Source organism: Mesorhizobium sp. M0751 (genome assembly GCF_040320265.1).
Classification (GTDB): Bacteria; Pseudomonadota; Alphaproteobacteria; order Rhizobiales; family Rhizobiaceae; genus Mesorhizobium.
Genome location: NZ_JAMYPH010000009.1, coordinates 62,515 through 86,197 on the forward strand (window position 1 = coordinate 62,515; position 23,683 = coordinate 86,197).

The 23,683-nt window shown below is 62.0% G+C and carries 20 protein-coding genes; 10 read left to right on the top strand and 10 right to left on the bottom strand.

All coding sequences use genetic code 11. From position 1 onward, the window contains the following. Positions 1-93: 93 nt before the first annotated feature. From NKI19_RS15880 to NKI19_RS15915, 8 genes are all read right to left on the bottom strand, one after another. A complete protein-coding gene (locus tag NKI19_RS15880) occupies positions 94-360 on the bottom strand; it encodes an acyl carrier protein (RefSeq protein WP_023675628.1) in 267 nt (88 codons plus the stop codon). 56 nt (positions 361-416) lie between these two features. Then, the gene (locus tag NKI19_RS15885) at positions 417-1,973 is read right to left on the bottom strand and encodes a class I adenylate-forming enzyme family protein (RefSeq protein ID WP_352489810.1); all 1,557 of its coding nucleotides are present in this window, start codon (positions 1,971-1,973) and stop codon (positions 417-419) included. Beyond that, positions 1,970-3,991 (bottom strand): asparagine synthase (glutamine-hydrolyzing), encoded by a 2,022-nt coding sequence (gene asnB, locus NKI19_RS15890; protein WP_352489811.1) that lies wholly within the window; start codon positions 3,989-3,991, stop codon positions 1,970-1,972. Before asnB ends, NKI19_RS15885 begins: the two co-directional genes overlap by 4 nt. Positions 3,992-3,994: 3 nt before the next feature. Further along, a complete protein-coding gene (gene nadE / locus NKI19_RS15895) occupies positions 3,995-4,978 on the bottom strand; it encodes an NAD(+) synthase (RefSeq protein ID WP_352565413.1) in 984 nt (327 codons plus the stop codon). Further along, on the bottom strand, positions 4,975-7,713 hold the full coding sequence (locus NKI19_RS15900; protein ID WP_352489812.1) for an AMP-binding protein: 2,739 nt from the start codon (positions 7,711-7,713) through the stop codon (positions 4,975-4,977). Before NKI19_RS15900 ends, nadE begins: the two co-directional genes overlap by 4 nt. A gap of 253 nt (positions 7,714-7,966) precedes the next feature. Continuing rightward, positions 7,967-8,215 (bottom strand): hypothetical protein, encoded by a 249-nt coding sequence (locus NKI19_RS15905; RefSeq protein ID WP_352489813.1) that lies wholly within the window; start codon positions 8,213-8,215, stop codon positions 7,967-7,969. A 361-nt stretch (positions 8,216-8,576) separates the two neighbouring features. Continuing rightward, entirely contained in the window at positions 8,577-9,476 is a 900-nt protein-coding gene (locus NKI19_RS15910) for a proline iminopeptidase-family hydrolase (RefSeq protein ID WP_352489814.1), read from the bottom strand. 173 nt (positions 9,477-9,649) lie between these two features. After that, positions 9,650-10,375 (bottom strand): LuxR family transcriptional regulator, encoded by a 726-nt coding sequence (locus NKI19_RS15915; protein ID WP_352489815.1) that lies wholly within the window; start codon positions 10,373-10,375, stop codon positions 9,650-9,652. 300 nt (positions 10,376-10,675) lie between these two features. Between NKI19_RS15915 and NKI19_RS15920 the strand changes: the two genes are divergently transcribed. From NKI19_RS15920 to NKI19_RS15965, 10 genes are all read left to right on the top strand, one after another. Beyond that, the gene (locus NKI19_RS15920; RefSeq protein WP_352489816.1) at positions 10,676-12,349 is read left to right on the top strand and encodes an ABC transporter substrate-binding protein; all 1,674 of its coding nucleotides are present in this window, start codon (positions 10,676-10,678) and stop codon (positions 12,347-12,349) included. A 107-nt stretch (positions 12,350-12,456) separates the two neighbouring features. Further along, the gene (locus NKI19_RS15925; protein WP_352565401.1) at positions 12,457-13,485 is read left to right on the top strand and encodes an ABC transporter permease; all 1,029 of its coding nucleotides are present in this window, start codon (positions 12,457-12,459) and stop codon (positions 13,483-13,485) included. Beyond that, positions 13,485-14,459, top strand: a complete 975-nt coding sequence (locus NKI19_RS15930; RefSeq protein ID WP_352489818.1) for an ABC transporter permease — start codon at positions 13,485-13,487, stop codon at positions 14,457-14,459. Before NKI19_RS15925 ends, NKI19_RS15930 begins: the two co-directional genes overlap by 1 nt. Further along, positions 14,449-15,474 carry an ABC transporter ATP-binding protein gene (locus NKI19_RS15935; RefSeq protein WP_352489819.1) on the top strand — a complete coding sequence of 342 codons (1,026 nt, stop codon included), beginning with the start codon at positions 14,449-14,451 and terminating at the stop codon, positions 15,472-15,474. The genes NKI19_RS15930 and NKI19_RS15935 overlap by 11 nt, the downstream gene beginning before the upstream one ends. Then, the gene (locus tag NKI19_RS15940) at positions 15,471-16,463 is read left to right on the top strand and encodes an ABC transporter ATP-binding protein (protein WP_352565399.1); all 993 of its coding nucleotides are present in this window, start codon (positions 15,471-15,473) and stop codon (positions 16,461-16,463) included. The genes NKI19_RS15935 and NKI19_RS15940 overlap by 4 nt, the downstream gene beginning before the upstream one ends. 305 nt (positions 16,464-16,768) lie before the next feature. Next, the gene (locus NKI19_RS15945; protein ID WP_352489821.1) at positions 16,769-17,977 is read left to right on the top strand and encodes an ABC transporter substrate-binding protein; all 1,209 of its coding nucleotides are present in this window, start codon (positions 16,769-16,771) and stop codon (positions 17,975-17,977) included. A gap of 11 nt (positions 17,978-17,988) precedes the next feature. Next, positions 17,989-18,762 (top strand): ABC transporter ATP-binding protein, encoded by a 774-nt coding sequence (locus NKI19_RS15950; RefSeq protein ID WP_352489822.1) that lies wholly within the window; start codon positions 17,989-17,991, stop codon positions 18,760-18,762. Beyond that, positions 18,755-19,465 carry an ABC transporter ATP-binding protein gene (locus NKI19_RS15955; protein ID WP_352489823.1) on the top strand — a complete coding sequence of 237 codons (711 nt, stop codon included), beginning with the start codon at positions 18,755-18,757 and terminating at the stop codon, positions 19,463-19,465. Before NKI19_RS15950 ends, NKI19_RS15955 begins: the two co-directional genes overlap by 8 nt. Before the next feature lie 7 nt (positions 19,466-19,472). Next, on the top strand, positions 19,473-20,360 hold the full coding sequence (locus NKI19_RS15960; RefSeq protein WP_254819527.1) for a branched-chain amino acid ABC transporter permease: 888 nt from the start codon (positions 19,473-19,475) through the stop codon (positions 20,358-20,360). Between the two features lies 1 nt (position 20,361). Beyond that, the gene (locus NKI19_RS15965) at positions 20,362-21,339 is read left to right on the top strand and encodes a branched-chain amino acid ABC transporter permease (protein WP_352565398.1); all 978 of its coding nucleotides are present in this window, start codon (positions 20,362-20,364) and stop codon (positions 21,337-21,339) included. Between the two features lie 19 nt (positions 21,340-21,358). On the opposite strand, the gene NKI19_RS15970 is transcribed toward NKI19_RS15965, so the two are convergent. Then, a complete protein-coding gene (locus tag NKI19_RS15970; protein WP_352489825.1) occupies positions 21,359-22,537 on the bottom strand; it encodes an ABC transporter ATP-binding protein in 1,179 nt (392 codons plus the stop codon). Further along, entirely contained in the window at positions 22,530-23,672 is a 1,143-nt protein-coding gene (locus NKI19_RS15975; protein WP_352565396.1) for an extracellular solute-binding protein, read from the bottom strand. Before NKI19_RS15975 ends, NKI19_RS15970 begins: the two co-directional genes overlap by 8 nt. Positions 23,673-23,683: the final 11 nt, after the last annotated feature.

Below are 23,683 nucleotides of genomic sequence, written 5' to 3' on the forward strand. Positions count from 1 at the left end.
GCCGTGGCAGGCCCAGACGCGCTGTCGCGGCTAGAAACGGCCGGGAACTTGAAACAGAGTTGCGCGAGATTTCGGCAATCAGTTTCGCTCGTGTCAGTTTCTCTTGCGCATGACGTATTGCGCAATTCCCTCGATGGAATCGAGATTCTCCGGCAGCAGCTCGCTGTCTTCGACTGTGATGCCGAAGGTCTCCTCGATGAAGCCGATAACCTCGAGCACACCCGTCGAGTCCACGATGCCCTGGTCGAGGAGCGAGGTGTCGCTCTCCAGGCTCTCGGGATCGGCTATATAGAAATTCGAAGCCAGGAAAGCGCGAATTTGTTCGCTGCAGGTATCGGTTCTATCCTTGGTAGATAACATTGATTTCGCCTCCGGTACAAAAAATGAATGCTGATCAACTTCGCCCTGGTACCGACTCATGACAGGGCCGTTTTTTTGAGCTTACCCGTGTCGGTCATCGGCAGACTGGGTACGATGACGATGGACTTCGGAACCATGAAGTTTTCCAGCCGTCTCTGGCACTCTTTCTGCAACTGCTTTTCACCGATCATGCTTCCCTGCTCCATCACGACAAATGCCTTCACTGCTTGCCCGAGCAGCTCGTCCGGAACGCCGATGACCGCGGCTTCCCGTACGCCCGCAATGTTCATCAACACGTTTTCCACCTCCTTCGGCGCTATCTTCTCTCCGCGCGATTTTATGATCTCGTCGCCGCGACCGACAAAGTAGAGGTAGCCCTCGGCGTCCATCCGGCAGTAGTCGCCGGTGTATAGGACCTGCTCACCCGGCAGCGGGCCGGGCTTGAGCTTCCTGGCTGTCGCCTCCGGCTTGCCCCAATAGCCCTTCATCACCGTCGCTCCGCGGATGACGAGCTGACCAACGATGCCGGGGCCTACCCGCCTGTCATGCTCGTCGACAATCCACATTTCCGTATTGGGGATAGCGATCCCGACGCTCGACGGCTTTCGCTCCAGATCCTCCGGCGGCAGGTAGGTGCAGCGCTTGCATTCGGTAAGGCCGTACATCGAATAGATGCGGGCGCCAGAAAACAGCTCCTGCAGCAGGAGAATGTGCTTGAGCGGCAAGGCGGCCGCAGTGTTCGTGACGTAGCGAATACTCGAAAAATCCTGATCCCTGAGAGACCTGAGCTCCCCGAGTGCGGCGAAGATGGTCGGTACGCCGGGAAAACCCGTCACCCTTTCTTGCTTGATCAGCCCAAGGATCTGCGCCGGGAAGGCGAACGAGCGCTCAAGCACCAGCCGGGCGCCCGCGCCGAAGGCCATGATCATCTGGTAAAGACCGTAGTCGAAGGCGAGCGGCAGGACATTGAGGATCACCTCGTCTTCGGCAAGCGCCAGGTATGAGGAAATCGAGGCGCATGCGGCAATCATGTTTCGGTGCGTCAGCATCACGCCCTTGGGCTCGCCCGTCGAGCCGGACGTATAAATGATCGCAGCGAGATCGATGTCGATGCAGCGGCGCGCGGGCGGCGTGCTGCGGGCTGCCGCGACCGCGGCGTCCCAGCGCACAGCATGCGGCAGTTCTTGTAGATCGCTGCGTTCGATCGGCCCGGAGACGATCATGCGGCGCAACGATGGGCAATTCCGCGCCGGCTCCCTGAAAATCGAGTGCAGGTGTTTGTCGGTAATCAGTGCCGTCGGGCGGCAATCGTTAAGCAGATAATCAAGCTTGTCGCTTTTGGTGAGCGGATTGACGATGCACACCACGGCGTTGGCCTTGAGCACCGCCCAGAACGCAACGACGGCCTCGACAGTGTTGTCGGCGAAGACCACCACGCGATCGCCACGCGCAATTCCGGCATCGGTCAAATGGTGCGCTATGGCGTTCGAACGCATATCGAGATCGCCATAAGTGACACGTTGATTGCCGCACACCAGGGCCACCTTGCCGCCGAGCCGGCTGGCAGAGTGGGTGAGATAGTCGTGCAGGAGCGGTACGGCGCCATGCATCATGCGAGCACCTCTTCGCGATGCACGCGGTCGATATCGATGCTGAGCTTGAGCGTGCGAGCCCCACTTGGACGGCTCGCGATAAATTGCCGATGAAGAAGCTGCGTCGACAGCACCCCGACAAGCGCCATATTGTCGGAGTTGGACAGGTCGCCGCCGCCGGCGCTGGCCTGGCACTTGCTCAGGAGCCGGGTAACCGACTTTGGATCGAAGACGTTCGCTTCGCGCAGCGCCGCCTCCGAAAGTGCTTCGCGAATGTAGGCCGGTGCGCCATCTGCGACGAAGCAAAGCGCGTTGGGAGCCCGGTAAGGCTGCTTCTTGCGGGTGACGATTTCCGAAGGCACGATCGGCTGCGCCACGCGCTTCAGCACATGCTTTTCATCGAGCACACGCAGCTTGTAGGCGGCCGGAAGCGAATTCGCGAGTCTCACGAGTTCATGATCGAGGAACGGGAAGCGCCCCTCAACGGAATGAGCCATCAGCATCCTGTCCCCTTGTGAGGAAAGCAGGTATCCCGACATCAGCGTCTGAATCTCTATGTACTGGTCCTGCGCAAGAGAGCCCCATCGCGAAAACTCCGCCGGCAGACGGGCAAGCAGCTCGGACACGGCGTTGCGGCGCTCCGTTTGGGCGCGCATGTCTGCCGAAAACAGCCGCTTGATGGCGCTTGTGGTACGCCAGCGCGTGCCATGCGCAAAACCAGGCGCGTCACCGGCATGGATGTCGCGCCCGAAGAACTGGCGTGCCATCGCCTGCTGCTGCACTGGCGAGCGGCTGAGATAGGGATAGAGGCGCTCCAGCAGCCGCGAGCGTCGCGTCGAGGCGGGCTGGCGTCCCCAGAAGCGGCGGACCTTGCCCTCGCGGAACAAATCGTAGCCGGCGAACATTTCGTCGGCCCCTTCGCCGGTCAGCACGACCTTGATGCCATGCTGGCGCACCAGTCTCGAGAGCAGGAACAGCGGCGCCGGCGCGGTCCTGAGGATTGGCCGCTCGGTGTGGTAGGTCACCTCAGGGAAGATGCCAGCGATATCGCTGCGCGAAACAACCACCTCATGATGGTCACTGCCGGCCACGCCGGCAACCAGGCGCTGGAAATGCGTCTCATCATACTCGGCGTCGGCAAAACGCAGCGAGAAAGTCTGGAAGCGCTCGCCCGCGAAGCGTCTCCCCAGCGTGGCGACCAGCGAGCTGTCGAGCCCGCCTGACAAATAGCAGCCGACCGGCACGTCGGCGCGTACTATCCTGAGCGCCGTCGCGGCTTCCAGGGCGCTGCGCACTTCCTCCACCGCGTCATCAAGCGAGCCGGTGAATTCATCATCGCCGGGTCCGTCAACCTCTGGATAGTCAGGCTTCCAAAAAGCCCGCTCCCGGACGACGCCGCTTTCATAAATACGAATGCGCCCCGGCGTGAGTTCGCTTACTCCTCCAAACACGCCCTGTGGCGGCGTGACAGTCCAAAGTGTGAAAGTCTGATCGATGCCGGCTGGATCGAAGGCGCGGGGGATATCCGCATCGGCCGCGAAAATGGCCTTCACCTCGCTGGCGAAGTAAAGCCGCCCGCCATGCTCGCAAAAGTGCAGCGGGCAGATGCCGAACCGATCCCGCGACAAGACGAGACGACCTGCCACGGAGTCCCAGATGGCGACTGCCCACTGCCCATTCATTCGCTCGAAGGCGGCCTCGCCCCAGGCATGATAGGCATGGACGATGACCTCGGTGTCGCTGCGTGTACGGAAGCGATAACCGAGCGCGACCAGGTCTTGTCGCAGCTCGACGTAATTGAAGATTTCGCCGTTGAAGACGATCCACATTGTGTCGCCCGCGCCGGCGAGTGGCTGCTGGCCGCTTGCGAGATCGATGACGGACAGGCGGGCATGCGCCAATCCCGCACGTCTGTCCCGGTAAAGGCCGCGCTCGTCCGGGCCGCGATGCGCCAGCGCGCCCGCCATGCGTATCAGCGCATCCCGGGAAGGGGGCGCCGCTGCGGCGCTCAGCGACACAATTCCGGCGATGCCGCACATCGCTTAGCCCTCGCCCATTGAAGAGGACACCAACGGCCGTGCGTGAAGATAACGTGCGGCGCGCCGCTTGCTGTCGATATCCTTGAAAACCTTCTGGACCTGTATCACGGTGAGGCCGGTTGCCTCAGCGACGTCTTCGTCGGTGATCCCATGGTTCAAGCCGTAGAGGCACAGATCCATCAGATAATAAGGAAGCGCGAAGTAGAACTCCTCCTGACTCTGCGCCATCGAGAAGGTGTCCGTGGTGGGCGGCCTGCGCCGGACCTCGTCCTCCAACCCAAGATATTCGGCCAACTGATAGACCTGGGTCTTGTAGAGGTGGACGATTGGCATCAGATCGGCAATTCCGTCGCCCTGTTTGACGAAGAAGCCCTGGTCGTACTCCAGGCGGTTCGGCGTGCCCGCTACCGCGTAGTTGAGGCGGTCGGCATGGTAGTATTCGGTCATCTTGCGCAGGCGCTGCTTGTAGTTGGTTGCAGCGACGATCTGCAGATAGGCTGCCGACGGCAGACGCACCGTGTCGGTCCTGCCCTGGGGGTCCTGAACCGTGAGGCGCGTGATGTTGAGACCGTTGCTCTCGAGAACCGAGGCGAGCACCAGCTTGCATTTCCAGCCGTCCCCATATTCGGGAACGACGGTCTGGATTGCTTCGGTCTGCCGTCTATAGGCGCCGATCGCTTCCAGGGCCGGCGTTATATCCTCCAGGATCGTTTCGATACCAAGCTGTGCGGCGACAATGCGGCCGAGCCTCAGTGAGTCGCCGGAGGAATGGCGCTCCGGCATGAATATCCCGAGGACCTTGCCTTTCCCAAAGGCGCGAACACACAACGCCGCGACGACGGAGCTGTCGATGCCGCCTGAGAGGCCGACAACCACCCCTCGACGTCGCAGCGTGCCGAAGACCTGCTGGCGCAAGATCTGGACGATGCGATCGACTTCCGCGCCAGCGTCGAGCACCAGCGCGTCCTTGCCGAATGTTGAGATCAGGTCGATGGCTTGTACTCCAGTTTGCGAGACTCGACTGGCGAATAGGTTTTCGCCACCGCTTTCTCGATAAGGGGACGATTGGTGGTAAGGTGAGGCTCTACAACCAGATCGATGTGGCTGCCGACGATCGGAATCACGTCCAGATGGGCGAAGACGCTATCCCAGCCGATTGCCAGAGGCATTCCGGGTCGAGCACAGCGGAACAGGGTGCCTGTGATCGGCAGAGCCGGCTTTGGCTCGGCCACCCATTGGAAGAAGGCTTGCGCGCGCAAAACCTCTTGCAGTTCCAGTTTGGTTCTAAAGCTCGTCGCGTTGAACTGTCCGTGAGCGAAGCGGTCGAGAAACTGGACCAGTTGTGCCTCGCGCTTCATTGCCACGGCGACTTTCGCGAGGGCCCGGCAAGCCATCCGGTAAGCGGACACGCGGTTGGTTCGGATTCGATTGACTGTGCGCGTAAACGTCTCCCAGCGGGCGCTTCGCTCCCCGACGAGACTGGTGTCGAGGATGCCGAGGAACTTTACGGTTCGCCCCGAGGCCAGCAGCCGCGCCGCAACCTCGAAGGCAACAGCGCCGCCGAGCGAATGGCCGAGAAGTCGTACATGACCCGAGGGTTGGGCGCGGCGGATCTGGTCGACGGCGGCGTCGGCCATATCGGCGAGGCTGTCTTGTCCGCGCAGTATCATAGCCAGGGCCGGATACCTGATCGGGGCAACGCGCGTCACCTTGCCCATCGCTGCTGCAAAGGCAGCAAGGCTCGGGCCATAGCCGACGGACCCTGGGAACAGAAAAAGAACGGGAGGGTCGTGCTTCTGGGCGCGCGCGCTTTGATCGCCTGCCTGGGCGGACACGACCGCCTTGACCATTTCTTCCAGGCTCATCCCGACGGTGAAGGCCTCAAGGCCGAGTTCCTGCCCGATGGCGCTTTCGATTTCCATGACGCAGTGCAGCAGCTTCAGCGAATCTCCTCCGGCGTCATCCCAGCGTCCTGCCGCCACGCGCGTATTGAGAATGCTGGTCCATGCCCGCTGGACGACCTGCTGCGCCGTCAGCTTGCCTCGCGGCTCGAGCGGACGCGCGGTCGCCGCTGTCTCTCTGGCTGAAAGGTCCATCTCTGCAAGTGTCGTGATGTCGACTTTGCCGCTCGGCAGACGCGGAACCTCGGCGATCGTGTGCAACCGCAAGGGACGCAGCGGCGGCGGCAGATTGGTCCTGACAAGCTGGCGAAGCTCGTCCGAAAAGGTCCCTTCAGCCGAGCGCCGAGGAACAGCGAAGGCGACAAGCTCATTCGCGGCCGTCACGATTGCCACAGCATCCGCGACAGAGGGTGCGCAACGCAGCACCCGTTCGAGTTCGGCTGGCTCGACGCGTCGACCGTTGATTTTTACCTGGCGCCCCTTGCGACCGACGATGTGCAGTAGGCCTTGATCATCAAGTCGAACGAGGTCACCTGTCGCGAAAATCCGAAGGCCTGGATCGTCCGGGTCTGATGTTGCCGGTACAACCGCCCCGTCCTCCCAATGGCCAAGCAAAACATACGGACTCCTGATCAGAAGCTCTCCGCTGCGGCCCGATTGAACGCGGCGACCCGCTTCGTCGACAATTGCGAAGGTGATTCCAGGCAGCAGTCCGCCAACTGGAACCGAATCTCCATGCTCTGGCCAGTCTCGCGGCAGGAACCATTGCGAGCCGGTGGTCTCGGTTGACGAGTAACCGATCTGGACAAGGCACGTATCGGAGACGGCCTTGCGCAGCACGGCGATGTCGGTCCAGGGCACCTTCTCGCCACCGATCCGGGCGACTCTGAGTGAATGGAACGCTTCTGCAGGTCCGTCTGCCATAAGCGCGCGAAGCAGTGCCGGCACCAGATAGGTGATTGTCACGTTTTCGGATCGCACCAGGCGTTGAACGGCGCGCAAGCCGACCGCTTCGACTTCGACCAGATGCAAGGTGGCGCCGGTGAGAAGAGCTGCAAGAATCTCCCGGCACCCGGCGATTGTGGCGGGTCCGGTCAATGGCAGGAAAACATCATCCGAGTTGATGTGGCATGCATCGACGTATTGCTGGACCCGGCACAGCAAGCTGCGCTGGCTGTTAACGATGCCTTTGGGCCGGCCCGTACTCCCTGACGTATAAAGCACGATGGCGGGCGCATCGACCGATACGGAATAAGACCGAGGCACTTGCCCAGCCGGCGAGGCGGCACTGGTCGACACATCGATCCAACTGACCCGGTGAGGCAAACCATCGGGTCGGACATTGCCCTCGCCCAGGACAGCTGAGAGCCGCGCTCCGGCCACGATTTCAAGGATCCGCGAGCTAGGATCTCGCGCGTTGAGTGGCACCGAAGGCCGCCCAGCCGTCATGCTTGCCAGCATGGCAATGGGATACCAGGCCGAGTTGGCCTGAAGAATCCCTATCGCCTGTCCGTCTGGGACGGCCGCCGCGATCTGGTAGGACAGCGTCTCGACGGACCGGAGGAGCTGGGAATAGGTCAGACGATTGGCGCCGTCGCTGATTGCAAGCTTGTCGGGGTACTGGCGGACAACATTTCTCAGGTGATCGAAGGCCGCAATGTTGGTAAAATCGACGCCCAATCTTTGAAATGGGCGCAGTACGGGACCGCCCTGATCCAGTGCGTATTGTGCGACACTTGACCAATTATCGGAGGTCGTTATCTGACAATCCACCGCTAGATCCTGATCCGCGACTTCTGATCCCAAATATGCCGAAGACATGAGTTGCCTACGCTAAGATTAGGGTCACTTATCGCCCCCCGCCCCAATCTTTTCATCGATCATTCTGATGATGCCCTGATCTTCCCTCAAGGACGCTTGGCTAGTCACTTCGCCTGTTTCGCAAGCCGCGGGCGGAGCCAATCATGCCAGGCTCGCTGGCTGTTGTGGTGCGCATGACACGGACACATGCCAAGGCGGGATCGAAGACCAAGGTGGGGTCGAAGACGGAATTGCCGCTATTCAGGCATATTGCCTATTCGGTGGTTCTCCCGGGCGATACCGGCGATGCTTCGGTGTCGGAATAGCTGCCGGGGACAAAACAATATGCATAGATCTGTCCCCGATTTTCGTCGGTCACGCGGATCCAATCCTTTTCCCACGTTCGGAAGGTAATACGCCCGCCCGTCATCATAGCTGCGGCTCTGAACGGACTCGGCGCGTTGACAACGCGCACCGAGATAACATCGTCGCCATCCATCCGCTCGACGAGATACGTCTGCATGAGAGCCTCCCCATGCCCCGCTAGATCACCCGTACTTTAACGCCGGCTAATGAATTCGGTTGCAACTGCTTAGCGAAACTTTGGGTTCCGATACTTTCCGTACCTACCGGCAACGGGGTCCCTCCCACTCCGTATCCGTCAGGTTTTCAGCGACCCGATGCCGGTTTCAGGGGAAGGCAGGCTGATTCCGGCCATGCCGGCGACGCAACGTTAGGCCTCCGCGTGGCGTCGCGATCACGGAGCATCACAATGCGCCGGCGGAGGCATGGGACAGCAGGCTATTCGAAGTTTCTGAACCTGCCTTTACGACGACTGCGCCGTGTCGACGATCCGTTGGAACAGTAGGCCGGGTCCTGGAACGTCAATCGTGTTTGGCCAGGAAGCGCCCGACGGCGGCGAGGCAGTCGTGCTTTTCCTCGACATGCGGCATGTGGCTGGAATTCGGGAAGACCAGGCCTTCGACGTACGGGATAAGATCCAGAAAGGGCTGGACGCAGGCCTCGGTCGCTTCGTCGTAGAAGCCGCGGAAAACCAGGGTCGGCGCCTCGATCCGATGCAGGCGGTCGACGATGGTCCAGTCCCGCATCGTGCCGATGACGTGGAACTCATTGGGACCATTCATGGTGTGATAGACGGTCGGATCTTCCTCGATTGCCGCAAATGTCCGGGCGACCTCTGGCGGCATCGGAACGACGCGACAGACGTGACGGTCGTAGAAAGCCTTCGTCGCCGCAACATATTCGGGGTGATCGGTGGTTCCCGCCGCTTCGTGCCGGTCGAGCGCACTTTGCACATCGGCTGGCAACTCGGCGCGCAATTGCCGGGCTCCTTCCACCCACAGCGCCATCGAGGCCAGCGAATTGGCCAGGATCAATGCCTTGAGCCCTTCAGGGCGGCGCACGGCGTGCTCGGCCGAGAGTATGCCGCCCCAGGACTGGCCGAGCAGGGCATAATGGCCGGCGATGCCGACATGGGCGAGCAGCGCATCGAGTTCGCCCAGGAAGAAATCGACGGTCCAGAAGTCGCCGCCCTTGTCCGGCAGATGGGTCGATTTGCCGTTGCCGATCTGATCGTAGTGGATGACGGCTCGCCCGGTTCCGGCAAGCTCCTTGAACGAGTCCACATAGTCGTGTGTGCAGCCCGGTCCACCATGAGCGACGACCAGGGGCAGCTTGCCCGACCCGAGGTCCCCGGTCACACGGTACCAGGTGCGATAGCCCTTGTAGTCGCTAAATCCTTCGGTGATCGCATGTGCCGTCACAGTCCAAGCTCCGCATCATGGCGCGGCAGGAGCCACTTTGGCGCACCCCTCCCAAGCCTTGTTTGCGGCTGACGGTACTAAGCGGCCCGGCGCATTTACAGCTAGCACTATTTATAGGTTCGCCGGTTATAAGTTGGCCCGAGCCAAGGCCGATCGCCCGCAGGTCGCGAGCCTCAATGCTCCGGTTCGAGCAGCCGGTAATGGGCGGCGAGCGCGATGGCATGGAAGCGGTTGCGCGCACCAAGCTTTCGCGTCGCCGCATTGAGGTGCAGCGTTGCGGTAGGCACCGCACGGCCAATCTCACGCGCGACCTGCTTGGCCGTCAGTCCGGCAGCGGCCAGGCGCAGGCACTGGCGTTCGCGCGACGTCAGATGGACATGTTGGCAGGTGCGGATCCCGGCGTCGAAACCGGCGTAGACGGAGTCATGCAGCAGATGACCCAGATCGCCGATCTCGGCGATGAAGGGTCTGGCTTCGAGCTCGAACCCGGCCTCCGGCTCGGCACGGATCGCGGTGAAGGTGGCGAGATCGCCGCCTGCAAGGCGAATGGGTACGGTGACGCCGCAGGTCATCCTGGTGTCAAGCAAATAGCTGACCACAGGATCGTGCTTGGACTGGAGCACGCGCTGCATGACGGTGCTCTGAACGCCGTTGTGCGACCAGAGAAACGGTCTCGATACGGTGAGCGCGGCCTCCTGCACCGGATCGAGCTGATAATATCCGCCCTTGCACCAGAGATCCTGCATGTCGCGCGGCACGTTGCGCAGAGCCATCAGCGAGGGCGTGATAAGCTCGCCCTTGTGACTGACCGGCACGGGCGTATAGTCATAGATGAATGCGGTGAAACCGATCGGCTCCAGCACCTCCGTTGCCACCGCCATGGCAGCGTCGATGCTCATTCCAGTTCGGAACCGGCTCTCTAGATCGCCTGGAAGGCTTTGCATCCGGCAAGCTTACCCGCTGATGATTGCTTGTCAAATAGCCATGTCGGCCGGCTGCTCAACAAATAGGCGGGATAAGCCTGTCCGACCCTATCTATCTTAATAGCTATCCCGTCCGGCTTCGCTCGCCGTAGTCTTTTGCGATTGGGCCAAGTAGCGGACGCCGTTCGCAACCCCAGCACTGTTTTCAGCCGCGCAATGGTCGATCGACCGGGTTCAGCGCGGCAAAAGCCGACACACCTCCATGAGGGAACAAATATGCGACTCCAAAAAGCATTTACAGCGTTGATATCCGGGCTGGCTCTGCTCGGCGTGACGATGATGTCGCCGGCAAGCAGTGCCTTGGCCGCCGAGGGCAAGCCAGGCGGCACGCTCCGATTGCTGGCCAATGCCGCGGCAGGCACCGCCGATCCGCACATCAACTACACGCTGCAGTATTTCCAGATCAATTATATCCTCTACGATGGCCTGGTGACCTACAAGAAGGCTGGGGACAAGACGGGCTTCGAGGTCGTCGCGGACCTGGCGGAAAGCCTCCCGCAGGTCGAGAACGGCGGCAAGACCTATGTCTTCAAGCTGCGCAAGGGCATCAAATTTGCGGATGGCTCGGACGTCACCACGAAAGATGTGGTCGCTTCGTTCCAGCGCATCTTCAAGATCAGCGGGCCGACGGCCGGGACCTTCTACAAAGGCATCGTCGGCGCGGATGCGTGCTTGAAGGCGCCCGCCGCATGCACCCTCGAAGGTGGCCTGTCGGTCGACGATACGGCCCGAACCATTACCTTCAACCTGGTCCAGCCGGATGCCGAGTTCCTGCAGAAGCTGGCCGTTCCACATGCGTCGATCCTGCCGGCGAGCGCACCGCTCAAGGACGCCGGCACGGATCCGATCCCGGGTACCGGACCCTACATGATCGCCAGCTACGACCCCAACAAGCTGATGAAGATTGTGCGCAACCCTCATTTCAAGGAATGGAGCAAGGAAGCGCAGCCGGCCGGATATCCGGACGAGATCGACTATGAATTCGGCCTGACCGACGAGGCGGCGGTGACGGCGGTCGAGAATGGGCAGGCGGACTGGATGTTCGACCCGCCGCCATCCGACCGTCTCGCCGAACTCGGCACCAAATATGCCAAGCAGGTCACGGTTCACCCGCTGACGGCGATGTGGTACGCGCCGATGAACACCAATCTGGCGCCGTTCAACGACATCCGCGTTCGCCAAGCCGTGAACTTCGCGATCGACCGCGCCGCGATCGTCAAGCTGTTCGGCGGCAGCAATCTGGCGCAGCCGGCCTGTCAGATTCTGCCGCCGGGCTTCCCGTCATTCGCAGCCTATTGCCCGTTCACCGCCAATCCGGGTGAGAAGTGGTCGGCGCCGGATATGGACAAGGCCAAGCAATTGGTCGCGGAATCGGGAACCGCAGGCCAGGAGGTGACGATCATCACCGAGGACACCACGGTCTCCAAGGCGATCGGCGTCTACCTCCAGGATGTGCTCAACCAGCTTGGCTACAAAACGTCGGTCAAGCCGATCTCACAGAACATACAGTTCACCTACATCCAGAACACCAATAACAAGGTGCAGATTTCGATCTCGCAATGGTTCCAGGATTACCCGGCGCCGTCGAATTTCCTGCAGGTCTTGTTCAGCTGTGCCTCGTTCACGCCGGGTTCCGACGCCTCGGTCAATATTTCGGGGTTCTGCGACAAGTCGATCGACGCATCGATGGACGAGGCAGAGGCAGCCACCATCGCCGATCCGGCCAAGGGCGCGACACTCTGGACCGCCATCGACAAGGCCGTGACGGACAAGGCTCCGGTCGCTGTCCTGTTCACGCCAAAGCGCGTCGATGTGATCTCTTCCAGACTGAAGAACTTCACCTTCAGCCCGCAATTCTACTGGATCGTCAGCCAGTCCTGGGTGGAATAGCCGACCGGAGCCAATGCGACGGAGTGCCGCTGGCTCTCCGTCGCATTTCCTTTTCCGGCGGATCAGCGCATCTTCCAGGCCGCGATTTTTCCTAGGCAATCCTGTTCATGGTCAATGTCATTGCGGACCAGCCCGCCATCCCGGTTCGCCGGGCCACCGATGGCCCGTGGCGTACCGCTTGGCGCAAGCTGAAAGGCGATCGTTCGGCAATATCGGCCTTCGCCGTGCTCGTCGTCATCGTGATCGCCTCGCTCGCGGCGCCGCTTTACGCGCGATACGTCTCCGGCACCGATCCATTTGTGACCAATCTCAATGGCGAGATCGTCGTCGATGGGGTGACCCAGCCGGTGCTGCAGCCCTCCACCGAAGGCCTTGGCCTCGGCATGACGCCGATCGGGCCGACCTGGCGCATCGGCCCCTATATGCTCGGTGCCGACAACCAGGGCCGTGACGTCGCGGCGCGGCTGCTTTACGGCGGACGGGATTCGCTGTTGATCTCGGGTGCTGCAGCCGTGCTGTGCCTCGTCCTCGCGACGTTTCTGGGTGTCGTTTCCGGCTTCTTCGGCGGCATCGTCGACATCGGCCTGTCGCGCATTCTCGACGTGCTCTGGGCCTTTCCGATTTTCCTGTTGGCGATTTCGTTGTCGATCGTGCTGATTGCGCAGAGCATCCAGATCGGTCCATTCGAAATCCGCTCCGGCAGCCTGTGGCTGCCGGTCTTCATCATCGGCATCGTCTATGTGCCCTATGTGGCGCGGCCGATCCGCGGCCATGTCCTGACCTTGATGCATGCCGAATTCGTTACCGCTGCGATCGGCCTTGGCGCGTCGCCCTGGCGCATCCTTCTGCGCGACATCATGCCCAATGTGGTGACCCGCATCATCGTTTTCGTGCCGTTGATCCTGGCGCTCAACATGATGACGGAATCCTCGCTGTCGTTCCTGTCGATCGGCGTGCAGCCGCCGGATGCCAGCTGGGGCACGATCATCCAGGACGGCCAGGGCCTGCTTTATTCGCGGCCGGTCGTGGCACTGGCGCCGGGGCTAGCCATTGTCATCACGGTGCTGGCCCTCAACATTCTGGGCGACGGCGTGCGCGACGCGCTCGATCCGAAATCCTCGCCGAGGGGCGTCTAGTGGTTGCCGCGCTCGGCTTCCGGCTTGGCCAGATGGTGCTGGTCATGTTCGGCATCAGTGTCGTCGCTTTCCTGATCTTCTTTGCGACGCCCGGCGCTGATCCATCGGCGCGCATTGCCGGCCGCAATGCTTCGCAAGAGACGCTGATCCAGGTGCGCCACGATTTCGGTCTCGACCGGCCACTGCCGGTGCAATATGGGCTGATGATGAATCGGCTTTTCGTCAGCCGCGATCTCACCTCCTTCGTCAATCGCGGGCAACGCGTCATCCCGACCGTGGTAAGCGCCATTCCCGTGACGCTGTCGCTGGTCGGCGGCGCGGCAGTGCTGTGGGTGCTGGGTGGACTGATCATCGGGGTGATCGCAGGCGCAACGCGCGGGACATTCATCGATCGCGCGCTGATGATCCTGAGCCTGGTAGGCGTGTCGATTCCGGTCTTCTGGCTGGGCGAGGTCGCCAACCTGCTGACGCAAAGCCGCTGGCACGACAGCTGGCTGTTTTCCTGGGTTCCTCCGCTCGGCTACATCCCCCTGACCGAGAATCCCTGGGGCTGGTTCAAAGCGCTGGTCATTCCGTGGTTCACGCTGGCAACCCTTTATGTCGGCCTCTATGGCCGGGTGCTGCGGGCAAGCCTGATCGAGATGATGCAGGAGGATTTCATACGCACCGCCCGGGCCAAGGGGATCGGCGAGCGGCGGGTGCTGCTGCATCATGGCCTCAGGACCTCGCTGGTCGCATTCGTCACCATGTTCGGCCTCGATTTTGGTGCCCTGGTCGGCGGCGGCGCGCTGCTGACCGAAGTGGTCTTCGGACTGCAGGGCGTCGGAAAACTCACCTATGAGGCACTGCAGACGCTCGATCTGCCGATGATCCTGGCCACGGTGATCTACGCCGCCTTCTTCGTGGTGATGGCGAACTTCGTCGTCGACGTGGTCTTCGTCATCATCGACCCGAGGGCTCGCGATGTCGGCTGATGCTCCTCTTCTGGTGGTCAAGGACCTCACCGTCTCCTTCCGCAGCGACGAGGGCCTGGTGCGCGCGGTGGGAGGTGTTTCGTTCTCCGTCGAGCAGCGCGAGATCGTCGGTGTGGTCGGCGAATCCGGTTCGGGCAAAAGCCAGACCTTGCTCGCCATCATGGGGCTGATCGACAGCCCCAACGCTATCGTATCCGGTTCCATCCGTTTCATGGGACAGGAGCTGATCGGGCTCAAGCGACGTGCGCTCGATGCCATTCGCGGCCGCCAGATCGCGATGATCTTCCAGGATCCGATGTCGGCGCTCACCCCGGTGCATACGATCGGCAACCAGATCGGCGAGCAGGTGCGCGCGCATGAAAAAGTGTCGGCGAAAGCGGCACGGGCGCGGGCCGTGCAATTGCTGGACGCGGTCGGCATCGCAAATCCGGATCGGGTCGTCGACAGCTACCCGCACCAGCTTTCCGGCGGCATGCGCCAGCGTGCGGTAATTGCCATGGCGCTCTCCTGCAACCCGGTGCTGCTCGTCGCGGATGAACCGACTACAGCCCTCGATGTTACCGTGCAGGCGCAGATCCTCGAACTGATCGGACGATTGCGCGACCAGTTCGGTTCCGCGGTGATCCTGGTCACGCACGATCTTGGCGTCGTCGCCGAAGTCGCGGACCGGGTACTGGTGATGTATGGCGGACGCTTTGTCGAGGAGGGCGGCAAGAGCAGCGTGTTCCGGGCGCCGCTGCATCCCTACACATGGGGCTTGTTCGGCTCGATCCCGCCGATGGAGGGACCACGTCCAGCCCGGCTTGCCGCCATTCCGGGAATTCCGCCCTCGCTCTCCAACCTGCCGAAAGGCTGCGCCTTCGGCCCCCGCTGCGCCTTTCGCCACGACGCCTGCCTGGCTGAGCTGCCGATCATGCAAGGCGGGAGCCATCGCGCCGCGTGCCTGTTGCCGGAGCCTACGCGCAGGCAATTCGCTGCCCAGAGGCCTGGCGGCGTGGTGGAGATGCAACGATGAATGCCATGCCACGCGAGCGTCCGCTGCTTCGTGCCGGCGATCTGTCGAAGCGCTATAGCGTCGGCCGCTCGATCTTCCCGGCGCAGCGCCGGACCGTGCATGCGGTCGATACGGTGTCGCTCGACATCTGGCCCGGGGAGACCCTCGGCATCGTCGGCGAGTCCGGTTGCGGCAAATCCACGCTTGGCCGGTGTCTGGTGCGTCTGACCGAAATCAGCTCGGGGTCGCTGGAATTCGAGGGCCGCGACATCAGCGACGCTTCCCAGCGCCAGCTCCGTCCGTTGCGGCGGCAGATGCAGATGGTCTTCCAGGATCCCAGCGCTTCGCTCAATCCGCGCCGGCGGGTCGGCGATCTTCTGGCCGATCCGTTCCGCATCCATGAACGCCTCTCGGCATCGGAAATGGCGGACCGCGTGGCCGAGCTCCTGCGCCGGGTCGACTTGTCGCCCCAGCACGCATCGCGCTATCCGCACGAATTCTCCGGCGGCCAGCGCCAGCGTATCGGCATCGCCCGCGCGCTGGCCCTGCGGCCACGGCTGATCGTGGCCGACGAGCCGGTCTCGGCGCTCGACGTGTCGATCCAGGCGCAGATCGTCAATCTGCTCGCCGACCTGCGCGAGGAGTTCAACCTGACTTATGTGTTCATCGCTCACGACCTTTCCGTGGTGCGCCAGATCTCGAGCCGTGTGGCGGTGATGTATCTGGGATCGATCGTGGAGAGCGGGCCGACCGACGAGGTCTTTGCGGCGCCCAGACACCACTACACCGCGGCGCTGCGTTCCGCCGTGCCGATACCCAGCATCGAACGGGCGCGGCGCGGCCGGCTGGTGCTCAAGGGTGACCTGCCCAGTCCGATGAGCCCACCCTCCGGGTGCCGGTTCCACACCCGTTGCCCGGCTGCCACCCCGATCTGCCGCAGCGAGCGTCCGCTTCTCCAAAGCATTGGCGAGGGCCGCCTGGTTGCTTGCCATCATCCAGCCGACGGTTGACGACGGGAACTCTCGTTCAGCGATATCGGATCGTCCTTTCGGCGAGGATAGAGGCCGATCTGGACGCCGCACGATCCGGCGCTATGTTGCGCTTCGGCGGCCGGGCATCGCGAATGCCTAATACTAAAGTAACTGTTCTCGCGTTGCCGAGCGATGCTACGATTTGAAGGACGGGCATCGGCGGCCGTATAGCGCTGCGCGATCTGGCGCCGGAGAGGACGGAATGTCGGAGGCCACTCTTCGTGCCGCATCAGTCAGCCGCCGACATGATTGCTGGTTGTCGACCATAAGGGAGGAAGTCACCAATGAAGATATCGTACCTGGTCTCGGCCGCGCTTCTTGCAGCGACTGCGATGCCTGCCGCAGCCGCCGAGATTTCCGACGGCAAGGTCAAGATCGGCATTCTCAACGACCAGTCGGGCGTCTATGCCGATTTCGGCGGCAAGTGGTCGGTCGAGGCCGCCAAGATGGCGGTCGAGGATTTCGGTGGCAAGGTGCAAGGTGCGCCGGTCGAGATCGTCAGCGCCGACCACCAGAACAAGCCGGACATCGCCTCCAACATTGCGCGGCAGTGGTATGACACCGAACAGGTCGATTCCATCATGGAACTGACCACCTCCTCGGTGGCGCTCGCCGTCCAGGGGATTTCCAAAGAAAAGAAGAAAATCGACATCGTCACCGGCGCGGCGACCACCGAGCTAACCGGCAAACAGTGCTCGCCCTATGGCTTCCACTGGGCCTACGACACGCATTCGCAGGCAGTGGGGACCGGTGGCGCTCTCGTCCAGCAAGGCGGCGACAGCTGGTTCTTCGTCACAGTCGATTATGCATTCGGATATTCGCTCAAGGAGCAGACCGCAAAGTTCGTCGAGAGCCATGGCGGCAAGGTGGTTGGCGAGGTGCGTTACCCGCTCGGCTCGACCGACTATTCATCCTTCCTGCTGCAGGCGCAATCGTCGGGCGCCAAGGTCATCGGCCTGGCGAATGCCGGCCTCGACACCTCCAACTCGATCAAGCAAGCGGCTGAATTCGGTATCGTGCAGGGCGGCCAACGTCTTGCAGCACTTCTGTTCACTCTGGCCGAGGTGCATGGGCTCGGCCTCGAGGCGGCGCAAGGCGTGGTGCTGACCGAAGGTTTCTACTGGGATCGCGACGACAAGAGTCGCGAGTTCGCCCAGCGGTTCTTCAAGCGCACCAACCGCATGCCGAATATGATCCAGGCCGCCACCTATTCAGCGGTGACCCAGTATTTGAAGGCGATCGACAAAGCCGGCACCGATGGAACCGAGGCGGTCGCCAAGGAATTGCATTCGATGCCGGTGAACGACGTCTTTACGGCAAACGGCAAAGTGCAGGCCGATGGCAACATGGTTCACGACATGTATCTTTATCAGGTCAAGTCGCCGAGTGAGAGCACCAAGGAGTGGGACTATTACAAACCGCTCGCCACGATCCCCGGCAACGAGGCGTTTCTGAGCCCCAAGGAGAGCGGCTGTCCCACGGCCGGCGAGTGATTGGCGGACCGATGGAACCGCCCGAACCGAGTGAGCCGCGGGTGGTGCTTTCCGCCCGCGGTTTGCGGCGTGACTTCGCCGGCTTTGTTGCGGTCAGGAATGTCGATCTCGACCTCTACCACGGCAACATCCACGCACTGATCGGACCTAACGGTGCCGGCAAGACCACCGTCTTCAACCTGCTCACCAAGTTCCTCCCGCCGACCAGCGGCAAGATCGAACTGCTCGGCCACGACATCACCCGCACCTCGCCGGCCAAGGTCGCGCGGATGGGCCTGGTGCGCTCGTTCCAGATCTCGGCGGTGTTTCCACATCTCAGCGTGCTCGATAATGTGCGCGTTGCGCTGCAGCGGCCGGGCGGGCTCAGCGTTCAGTTCTGGCGCTCGCTGGCGGCCCTCGACCGGTTGACGCCGCGCGCCGAGGAGCTTTTGCGGTCGGTCGGCCTCGACGATGCCAAGAACAGGCCCGCCGCCGATCTCTCCTATGGCAGGAAACGCGTGCTCGAGATCGCCACGACGCTGGCGCTCGACCCGAAAGTGCTGCTGCTCGACGAGCCGATGGCCGGCATGGGGCACGAGGATGTGCGCACGGTTTCCGACATCATCCGCTCGGTCGCCAGTGAGCGCGCGGTGCTGATGGTCGAGCACAATTTGACTGTTGTAGCCGATCTTTGCGACTGGATAACCGTCATGCAGCGCGGCGAAATCCTTGCCGCCGGCGACTACGCCACGGTCAGCCGCGACGAGCGGGTGAGGATCGCCTACATGGGCACCGCCGATGAGTGACGCCGCGCCGCTGCTCGCAGTCCGCGGCCTCAACGCCTGGTATGGCGAGAGCCATGCGCTGCACGGCGTCGATCTGGAGGTCTTTCCAGGTGAAACTGTAACGTTGCTCGGCCGCAACGGCGTCGGCAAGACCACGACATTGCGCGCCATCATCGGGCTGATCCGCCAGCGAACCGGCCAGATTTTTTTTGACGGCAAGGATTTGATGCGCCTGCCATTGCACCGGACCGCGCATCAAGGCATCGGCCTGGTTCCTGAGGAACGCGGCATCTTCGCAACATTGACCGTGGACGAGAATCTGGTCCTGCCGCCGATCGTCGCCGAGGGCGGCATGAACGTGGAGGAAATATTCGATCTCTTCCCCAATCTGAAGGAGCGACGCAACAGCCCCGGCACCAGGCTGTCGGGCGGCGAACAGCAGATGCTGGCGATCGCGCGCATGCTGCGGACCGGCGTGAAAATGCTGCTTCTCGATGAGCCGACCGAGGGACTGGCTCCCGTCATCGTGCAGCGCATCGGCGACTTGCTGGCGACGATGAAAAAGCGCGGCATGACGATCCTGCTGGTCGAGCAGAATTTCCGCTTTGCCAGCCGCGTCACCGACCGTTTCTATCTGATGGAGCACGGCAAGGTCGTGGCGGGCTTTCCGGTCGGCGAATTGCCGGATCGCATGACGCTGCTGCATGAAGTGCTGGGTGTATGATGGCGCCATGACGATGATCTTCGGAATCCCCGTTCAGGCATTCCTCGGCCAATTGCTGGTCGGCCTCATCAACGGCTCATTCTACGCAATGTTGAGCCTCGGCCTGGCTGTCATATTCGGCCTGTTGCGCGTCATCAATTTCGCTCACGGCGCGCTTTATATGCTCGGCGCCTTCATCGGCTACCTGCTGCTCACCCGGTTCGGCATCGGCTACTGGCCGGCTCTGATCCTGTCGCCGCTGATCGTCGGCGGCTTCGGCGTCGTGGTCGAGCGCCTGGCGCTGTCGAGGCTTTACGACATCGACCCGCTCTACGGGCTGCTTTTCACCTTTGGCCTCGCGCTCGTGCTCGAAGGGGTGTTCCGCTACTACTATGGCGTATCGGGAAGTCCTTATTCCGTGCCGCCGCTGCTCTCCGGGGGAACCAATCTCGGCTTCATGTTCCTGCCTAATTACCGCGGCTGGGTGGTGGTCGCCTCGATGATCGTCTGTTTCGGCACCTGGGCGCTGATCGAGAAGACCAGGCTGGGCTCCTATCTGCGCGCGGCAACGGAGAACCCCGGCCTGGTGCAGGCTTTCGGCGTCAACGTGCCGTTGCTGCTGACCCTCACCTACGGCCTCGGCGCCGCTCTTGCCGGGCTTGCGGGGGTTCTCGCCGCGCCGATCTATCAGGTCAGCCCGCTGATGGGATCTGACCTCATCATCGTCGTCTTTGCCGTCGTCGTGGTCGGCGGCATGGGATCAATCCTCGGGGCGATCGTCACCGGTTACATGCTTGGCCTCGCCGAAGGCCTGACCAAGGTTTTCTATCCCGAAGCCTCCAATCTGGTGGTCTTCGTCATCATGGCGATCGTGCTTCTGGTCCGGCCAGCCGGCCTGTTCGGAAGGGATGCCTGAGATGGCCGAACTCTCACTTCGCGAGACGCGCGCCAAAAGTTCGGTATGGCTTGAATGGACGCTGGTGGGGCTCGGCATCCTGGCGCTGCTGGTGGCGCCTTTCTTCGTCTATCCGATCTTCCTGATGAAGATGCTGTGCTTTGCGCTGTTTGCCTGCGCGTTCAACCTTCTGCCCGGCTACACCGGGCTGTTGTCCTTCGGCCATGCGACATTCTTCGGCGGGGCGGCTTATTTCACCGCATACGCGGTCAAGGTCTGGGGTTGGCCGCCGGAAGCGGGCATCCTGCTCGGTGTCCTGGGAGCCGCGCTGCTCGGCCTTGTGATGGGCTTCTTCGCCATCCGCCGGCAAGGCATCTACTTCGCCATGATCACGCTGGCGCTGTCGCAGATGTTCTTCTTCTTCTGCGTGCAGGCGCCGTTCACCGGAGGTGAGGACGGCATCCAGGGTGTGCCGCGCGGCAGGCTGTTTGGAATGCTCGACCTGAACGGCTCGATCAACATCTATTATTTCGTGCTGGTGGTCTTCCTGATCGGCGTGTTCGCCATCTGGCGCATCATCAATTCGCCTTTCGGCATGATCCTGCGTTCCATCCGGGAAAACGAGAGCCGGGCCATTTCGCTGGGCTATTCCGTCGCCAATTACAAGCTGGCGGCTTTCGTCATGTCGGCAACATTGGCCGGGCTGGCCGGCGCGCTCAAGGCGATCGTTTTTCAGTTTGCCACGCTCACCGACGTCACCTGGCAGATGTCGGGCGAGGTGATCCTGATGACGCTCCTCGGCGGCATCGGCACCATGGTCGGGCCGATCATCGGCGCCAGCCTGGTCGTCGGCTTGGAAAACACGCTCGCCACCTCGAGTTTTCCTGTGACCATCGCCACCGGCCTGACCTTCATGGTCTGCGTGCTGGTTTTCCGGCGCGGAATTGTCGGTGAGGTCTATGCGCGGTTTCTCGGGCCAAAGGGTGACGCGAAAGACTGAACGGCTCAGGTCCGCCTCGCTACGCGATGCGTAAGCCTTGCGCGTCGAGAAGCACGCAGCCCAACGGATCGAAGCAGACATCGACCGTTTCGCCTTCACGCAGCGGCTGGCCATCGATCAGCGTATTGGCGCGCACCAGCGTGCCGGCGCCGATGTCGATCTCGTAGACCGCATTGCCGCCGAGATAGGAGGTCGAGACTATCCGTCCCGCCAGCCTGTTGGCAGCACCGGCGGTACCGACGGTGAGCTTCTGCGGGCGAACGACGACGGTGACCGCGCTGCCAATCGCGAGCGCCTTCGGCGCGGCCGCCTTTACGACATGGCCGCTGGCCAGCGCGATCGTCGCCATCTTGCCGTCCATCACGGTCACGCTGCCGGGCAGCATGTTGGCCTTGCCAAGGAAATTGGCGACGAATGCGGTGGCCGGCTGGTCATAGACCTGCGCGGGGGAGCCGATCTGCTCGATCAGGCCGGCGTTCATGACGACGATATCGTCGGACATCGACAAGGCCTCTTCCTGGTCGTGCGTCACGAAGATAGCGGTGATGCCCGTCTCCCTCTGGATTTTCTTGATCTCGACGCGCATGTCCTCGCGCATATTGGCGTCGAGCGCCGACAAGGGCTCGTCCAGCAGCAGCACTTCCGGCTCGAAGACGATGGCGCGGGCCAGTGCGATGCGTTGCTGCTGGCCGCCCGAAAGCTGTGACGGCAGCTTTGTCTCACTGCCGGGCAGCCGCACCATATCCAGCGCCTTCTTGACCCGGCGCACGATTTCCGGTTTCGGCACGTTTCGGTATTTGAGGCCGAATGCGACGTTGTCGAAGACGTTCTTGTGCGGAAAAAGCGCGTAGTTCTGGAACACCAGACCAATGTTGCGCTTGTAGATCGGGATGTCGTCGACCCGCTTTCCGCCGATCGAGATCTGGCCACTGGAGATGTCGACCAGGCCCGCGATCGATCGCAGGATCGTCGTCTTGCCGCACCCGGACGGCCCCAGCAAGGTGACGAAACTACCCTTGCGGATCGTCAGTGAAAAATCGCGCACAGCGGCGAACTTGCCGTAGAAAATATCGATGTCGCGAAACTCGACCGCAGGCTTTTCTATAGGCTGCTGCCTCTCGCTGTGGGCGAGCGGGTCGCCATTAGCCCCGGCCGAAGCCGGCCGGGGCTGATGGTCGTGGCTGTTGTCGTCATGCACCTTTCGACACCCTGTCCCATTGCTTGGTCCAGGCGTCTTCGTTCTTCGCCCAGTAGAGCGGATCGGCGAAGGTCAGCGACTTCATCGATCCGGTCGGGTCGAAGGCCGGAAGTGCCGCGATCTTGTCGGTCAGCTTCACCTTGGTCGGGTCAAGCGATGGCGGATAGTTCTGGCCCTCGGCGACGGCGATCGACGTGGCCGGGTCCAGCATGAAGTTGATCAGTTCCTCGCATTCGGCCATGGGCGAACCCTTGAGCACTAGCATGTCCTCCATCCATGCGTATGAGCCGGCAGGGTCGAGATAGCCGATCGGCTGGCCCTGCTGCTGCAGGGCGGCGACACGTCCTGACCATGCGTCGGTGACGACGATCTCGTTTCGCGACAGGAGGTCCATGAGTTCCGCGCCGGAACTCCAGAATTTCTTGGCCAGGTCCCGGGTCTCGCGAACCTTGGCCCAGACCGCATCCATATCCTGGATGTTGTTGGGGTCTTGTTTCGTCTGCAGCGCCGCATACCAGACGCGCGTCGTCATATCGGCGTAGCCGCCGATCTTGCCGGCATATTTCGTGTCGGTAAGCAGGTTGGCGCCCTTTTCCTTGGCTTCCTCCGGCGAGATGACCTTGTTGTTGTAGGCGATGCCGGTGGTGCCGTAATCATATGGCACTGCCGACAGCTTCGGCGTGATCTTACGGAACGGCTCGATCATGGCGGTCAGCATATTCGCCATGTTCGGAATGTTCGCCTCGTTGATCTCCGAATTGAAACCGCCATTGACATATTTGATGTAGTAGTTGACGCCGGAAGAATGGACGATCTGGAAGTCGCCCGGCTTCGACGTCTTGATCTTGGTGATGATCTCATTCTCGTCGCCAAAGGTGCCCTGGACGACCTTGACCTTGGACTTGGCGGTATAAGGCTGGAACGCGTACTTATCGATCGCCTCCTGCACCACGCCGCCCCATCCGTCGAAGCGCACTTCCGAAACCGCGGCCAGCGCCCGTCCCATCCAGGGCATGGAAAGCCCGGTGGCGGCGGAAGCGGCGGCCGTCAGCGTCAGGAATGATCGCCGGCTGATGTCGCCATTGGCATAGCGTTCGTTGAGCCGTTCCAGTCGTTTGGTGGTTGTCAGCTTCATTTCCATTCTCC

Excerpts from the sequence above, each read along its gene's own strand:
- NKI19_RS15885 (WP_352489810.1), bottom strand. The coding sequence starts at position 1,973 with ATGATGCATGGCGCCGTACCGCTCCTGCACGACTATCTCACCCACTCT.
- NKI19_RS15925 (WP_352565401.1), top strand. The coding sequence starts at position 12,457 with ATGGTCAATGTCATTGCGGACCAGCCCGCCATCCCGGTTCGCCGGGCC.
- NKI19_RS15965 (WP_352565398.1), top strand. The coding sequence starts at position 20,362 with ATGGCCGAACTCTCACTTCGCGAGACGCGCGCCAAAAGTTCGGTATGG.
- NKI19_RS15880 (WP_023675628.1), bottom strand. The coding sequence starts at position 360 with ATGTTATCTACCAAGGATAGAACCGATACCTGCAGCGAACAAATTCGC.
- NKI19_RS15935 (WP_352489819.1), top strand. The coding sequence starts at position 14,449 with ATGTCGGCTGATGCTCCTCTTCTGGTGGTCAAGGACCTCACCGTCTCC.
- NKI19_RS15950 (WP_352489822.1), top strand. The coding sequence starts at position 17,989 with ATGGAACCGCCCGAACCGAGTGAGCCGCGGGTGGTGCTTTCCGCCCGC.
- NKI19_RS15955 (WP_352489823.1), top strand. The coding sequence starts at position 18,755 with ATGAGTGACGCCGCGCCGCTGCTCGCAGTCCGCGGCCTCAACGCCTGG.
- NKI19_RS15940 (WP_352565399.1), top strand. The coding sequence starts at position 15,471 with ATGAATGCCATGCCACGCGAGCGTCCGCTGCTTCGTGCCGGCGATCTG.
- NKI19_RS15905 (WP_352489813.1), bottom strand. The coding sequence starts at position 8,215 with ATGCAGACGTATCTCGTCGAGCGGATGGATGGCGACGATGTTATCTCG.
- NKI19_RS15945 (WP_352489821.1), top strand. The coding sequence starts at position 16,769 with ATGAAGATATCGTACCTGGTCTCGGCCGCGCTTCTTGCAGCGACTGCG.
- NKI19_RS15960 (WP_254819527.1), top strand. The coding sequence starts at position 19,473 with ATGACGATGATCTTCGGAATCCCCGTTCAGGCATTCCTCGGCCAATTG.
- NKI19_RS15975 (WP_352565396.1), bottom strand. The coding sequence starts at position 23,672 with ATGAAGCTGACAACCACCAAACGACTGGAACGGCTCAACGAACGCTAT.
- NKI19_RS15900 (WP_352489812.1), bottom strand. The coding sequence starts at position 7,713 with ATGTCTTCGGCATATTTGGGATCAGAAGTCGCGGATCAGGATCTAGCG.
- asnB (WP_352489811.1), bottom strand. The coding sequence starts at position 3,991 with ATGTGCGGCATCGCCGGAATTGTGTCGCTGAGCGCCGCAGCGGCGCCC.
- NKI19_RS15915 (WP_352489815.1), bottom strand. The coding sequence starts at position 10,375 with ATGAGCATCGACGCTGCCATGGCGGTGGCAACGGAGGTGCTGGAGCCG.
- NKI19_RS15920 (WP_352489816.1), top strand. The coding sequence starts at position 10,676 with ATGCGACTCCAAAAAGCATTTACAGCGTTGATATCCGGGCTGGCTCTG.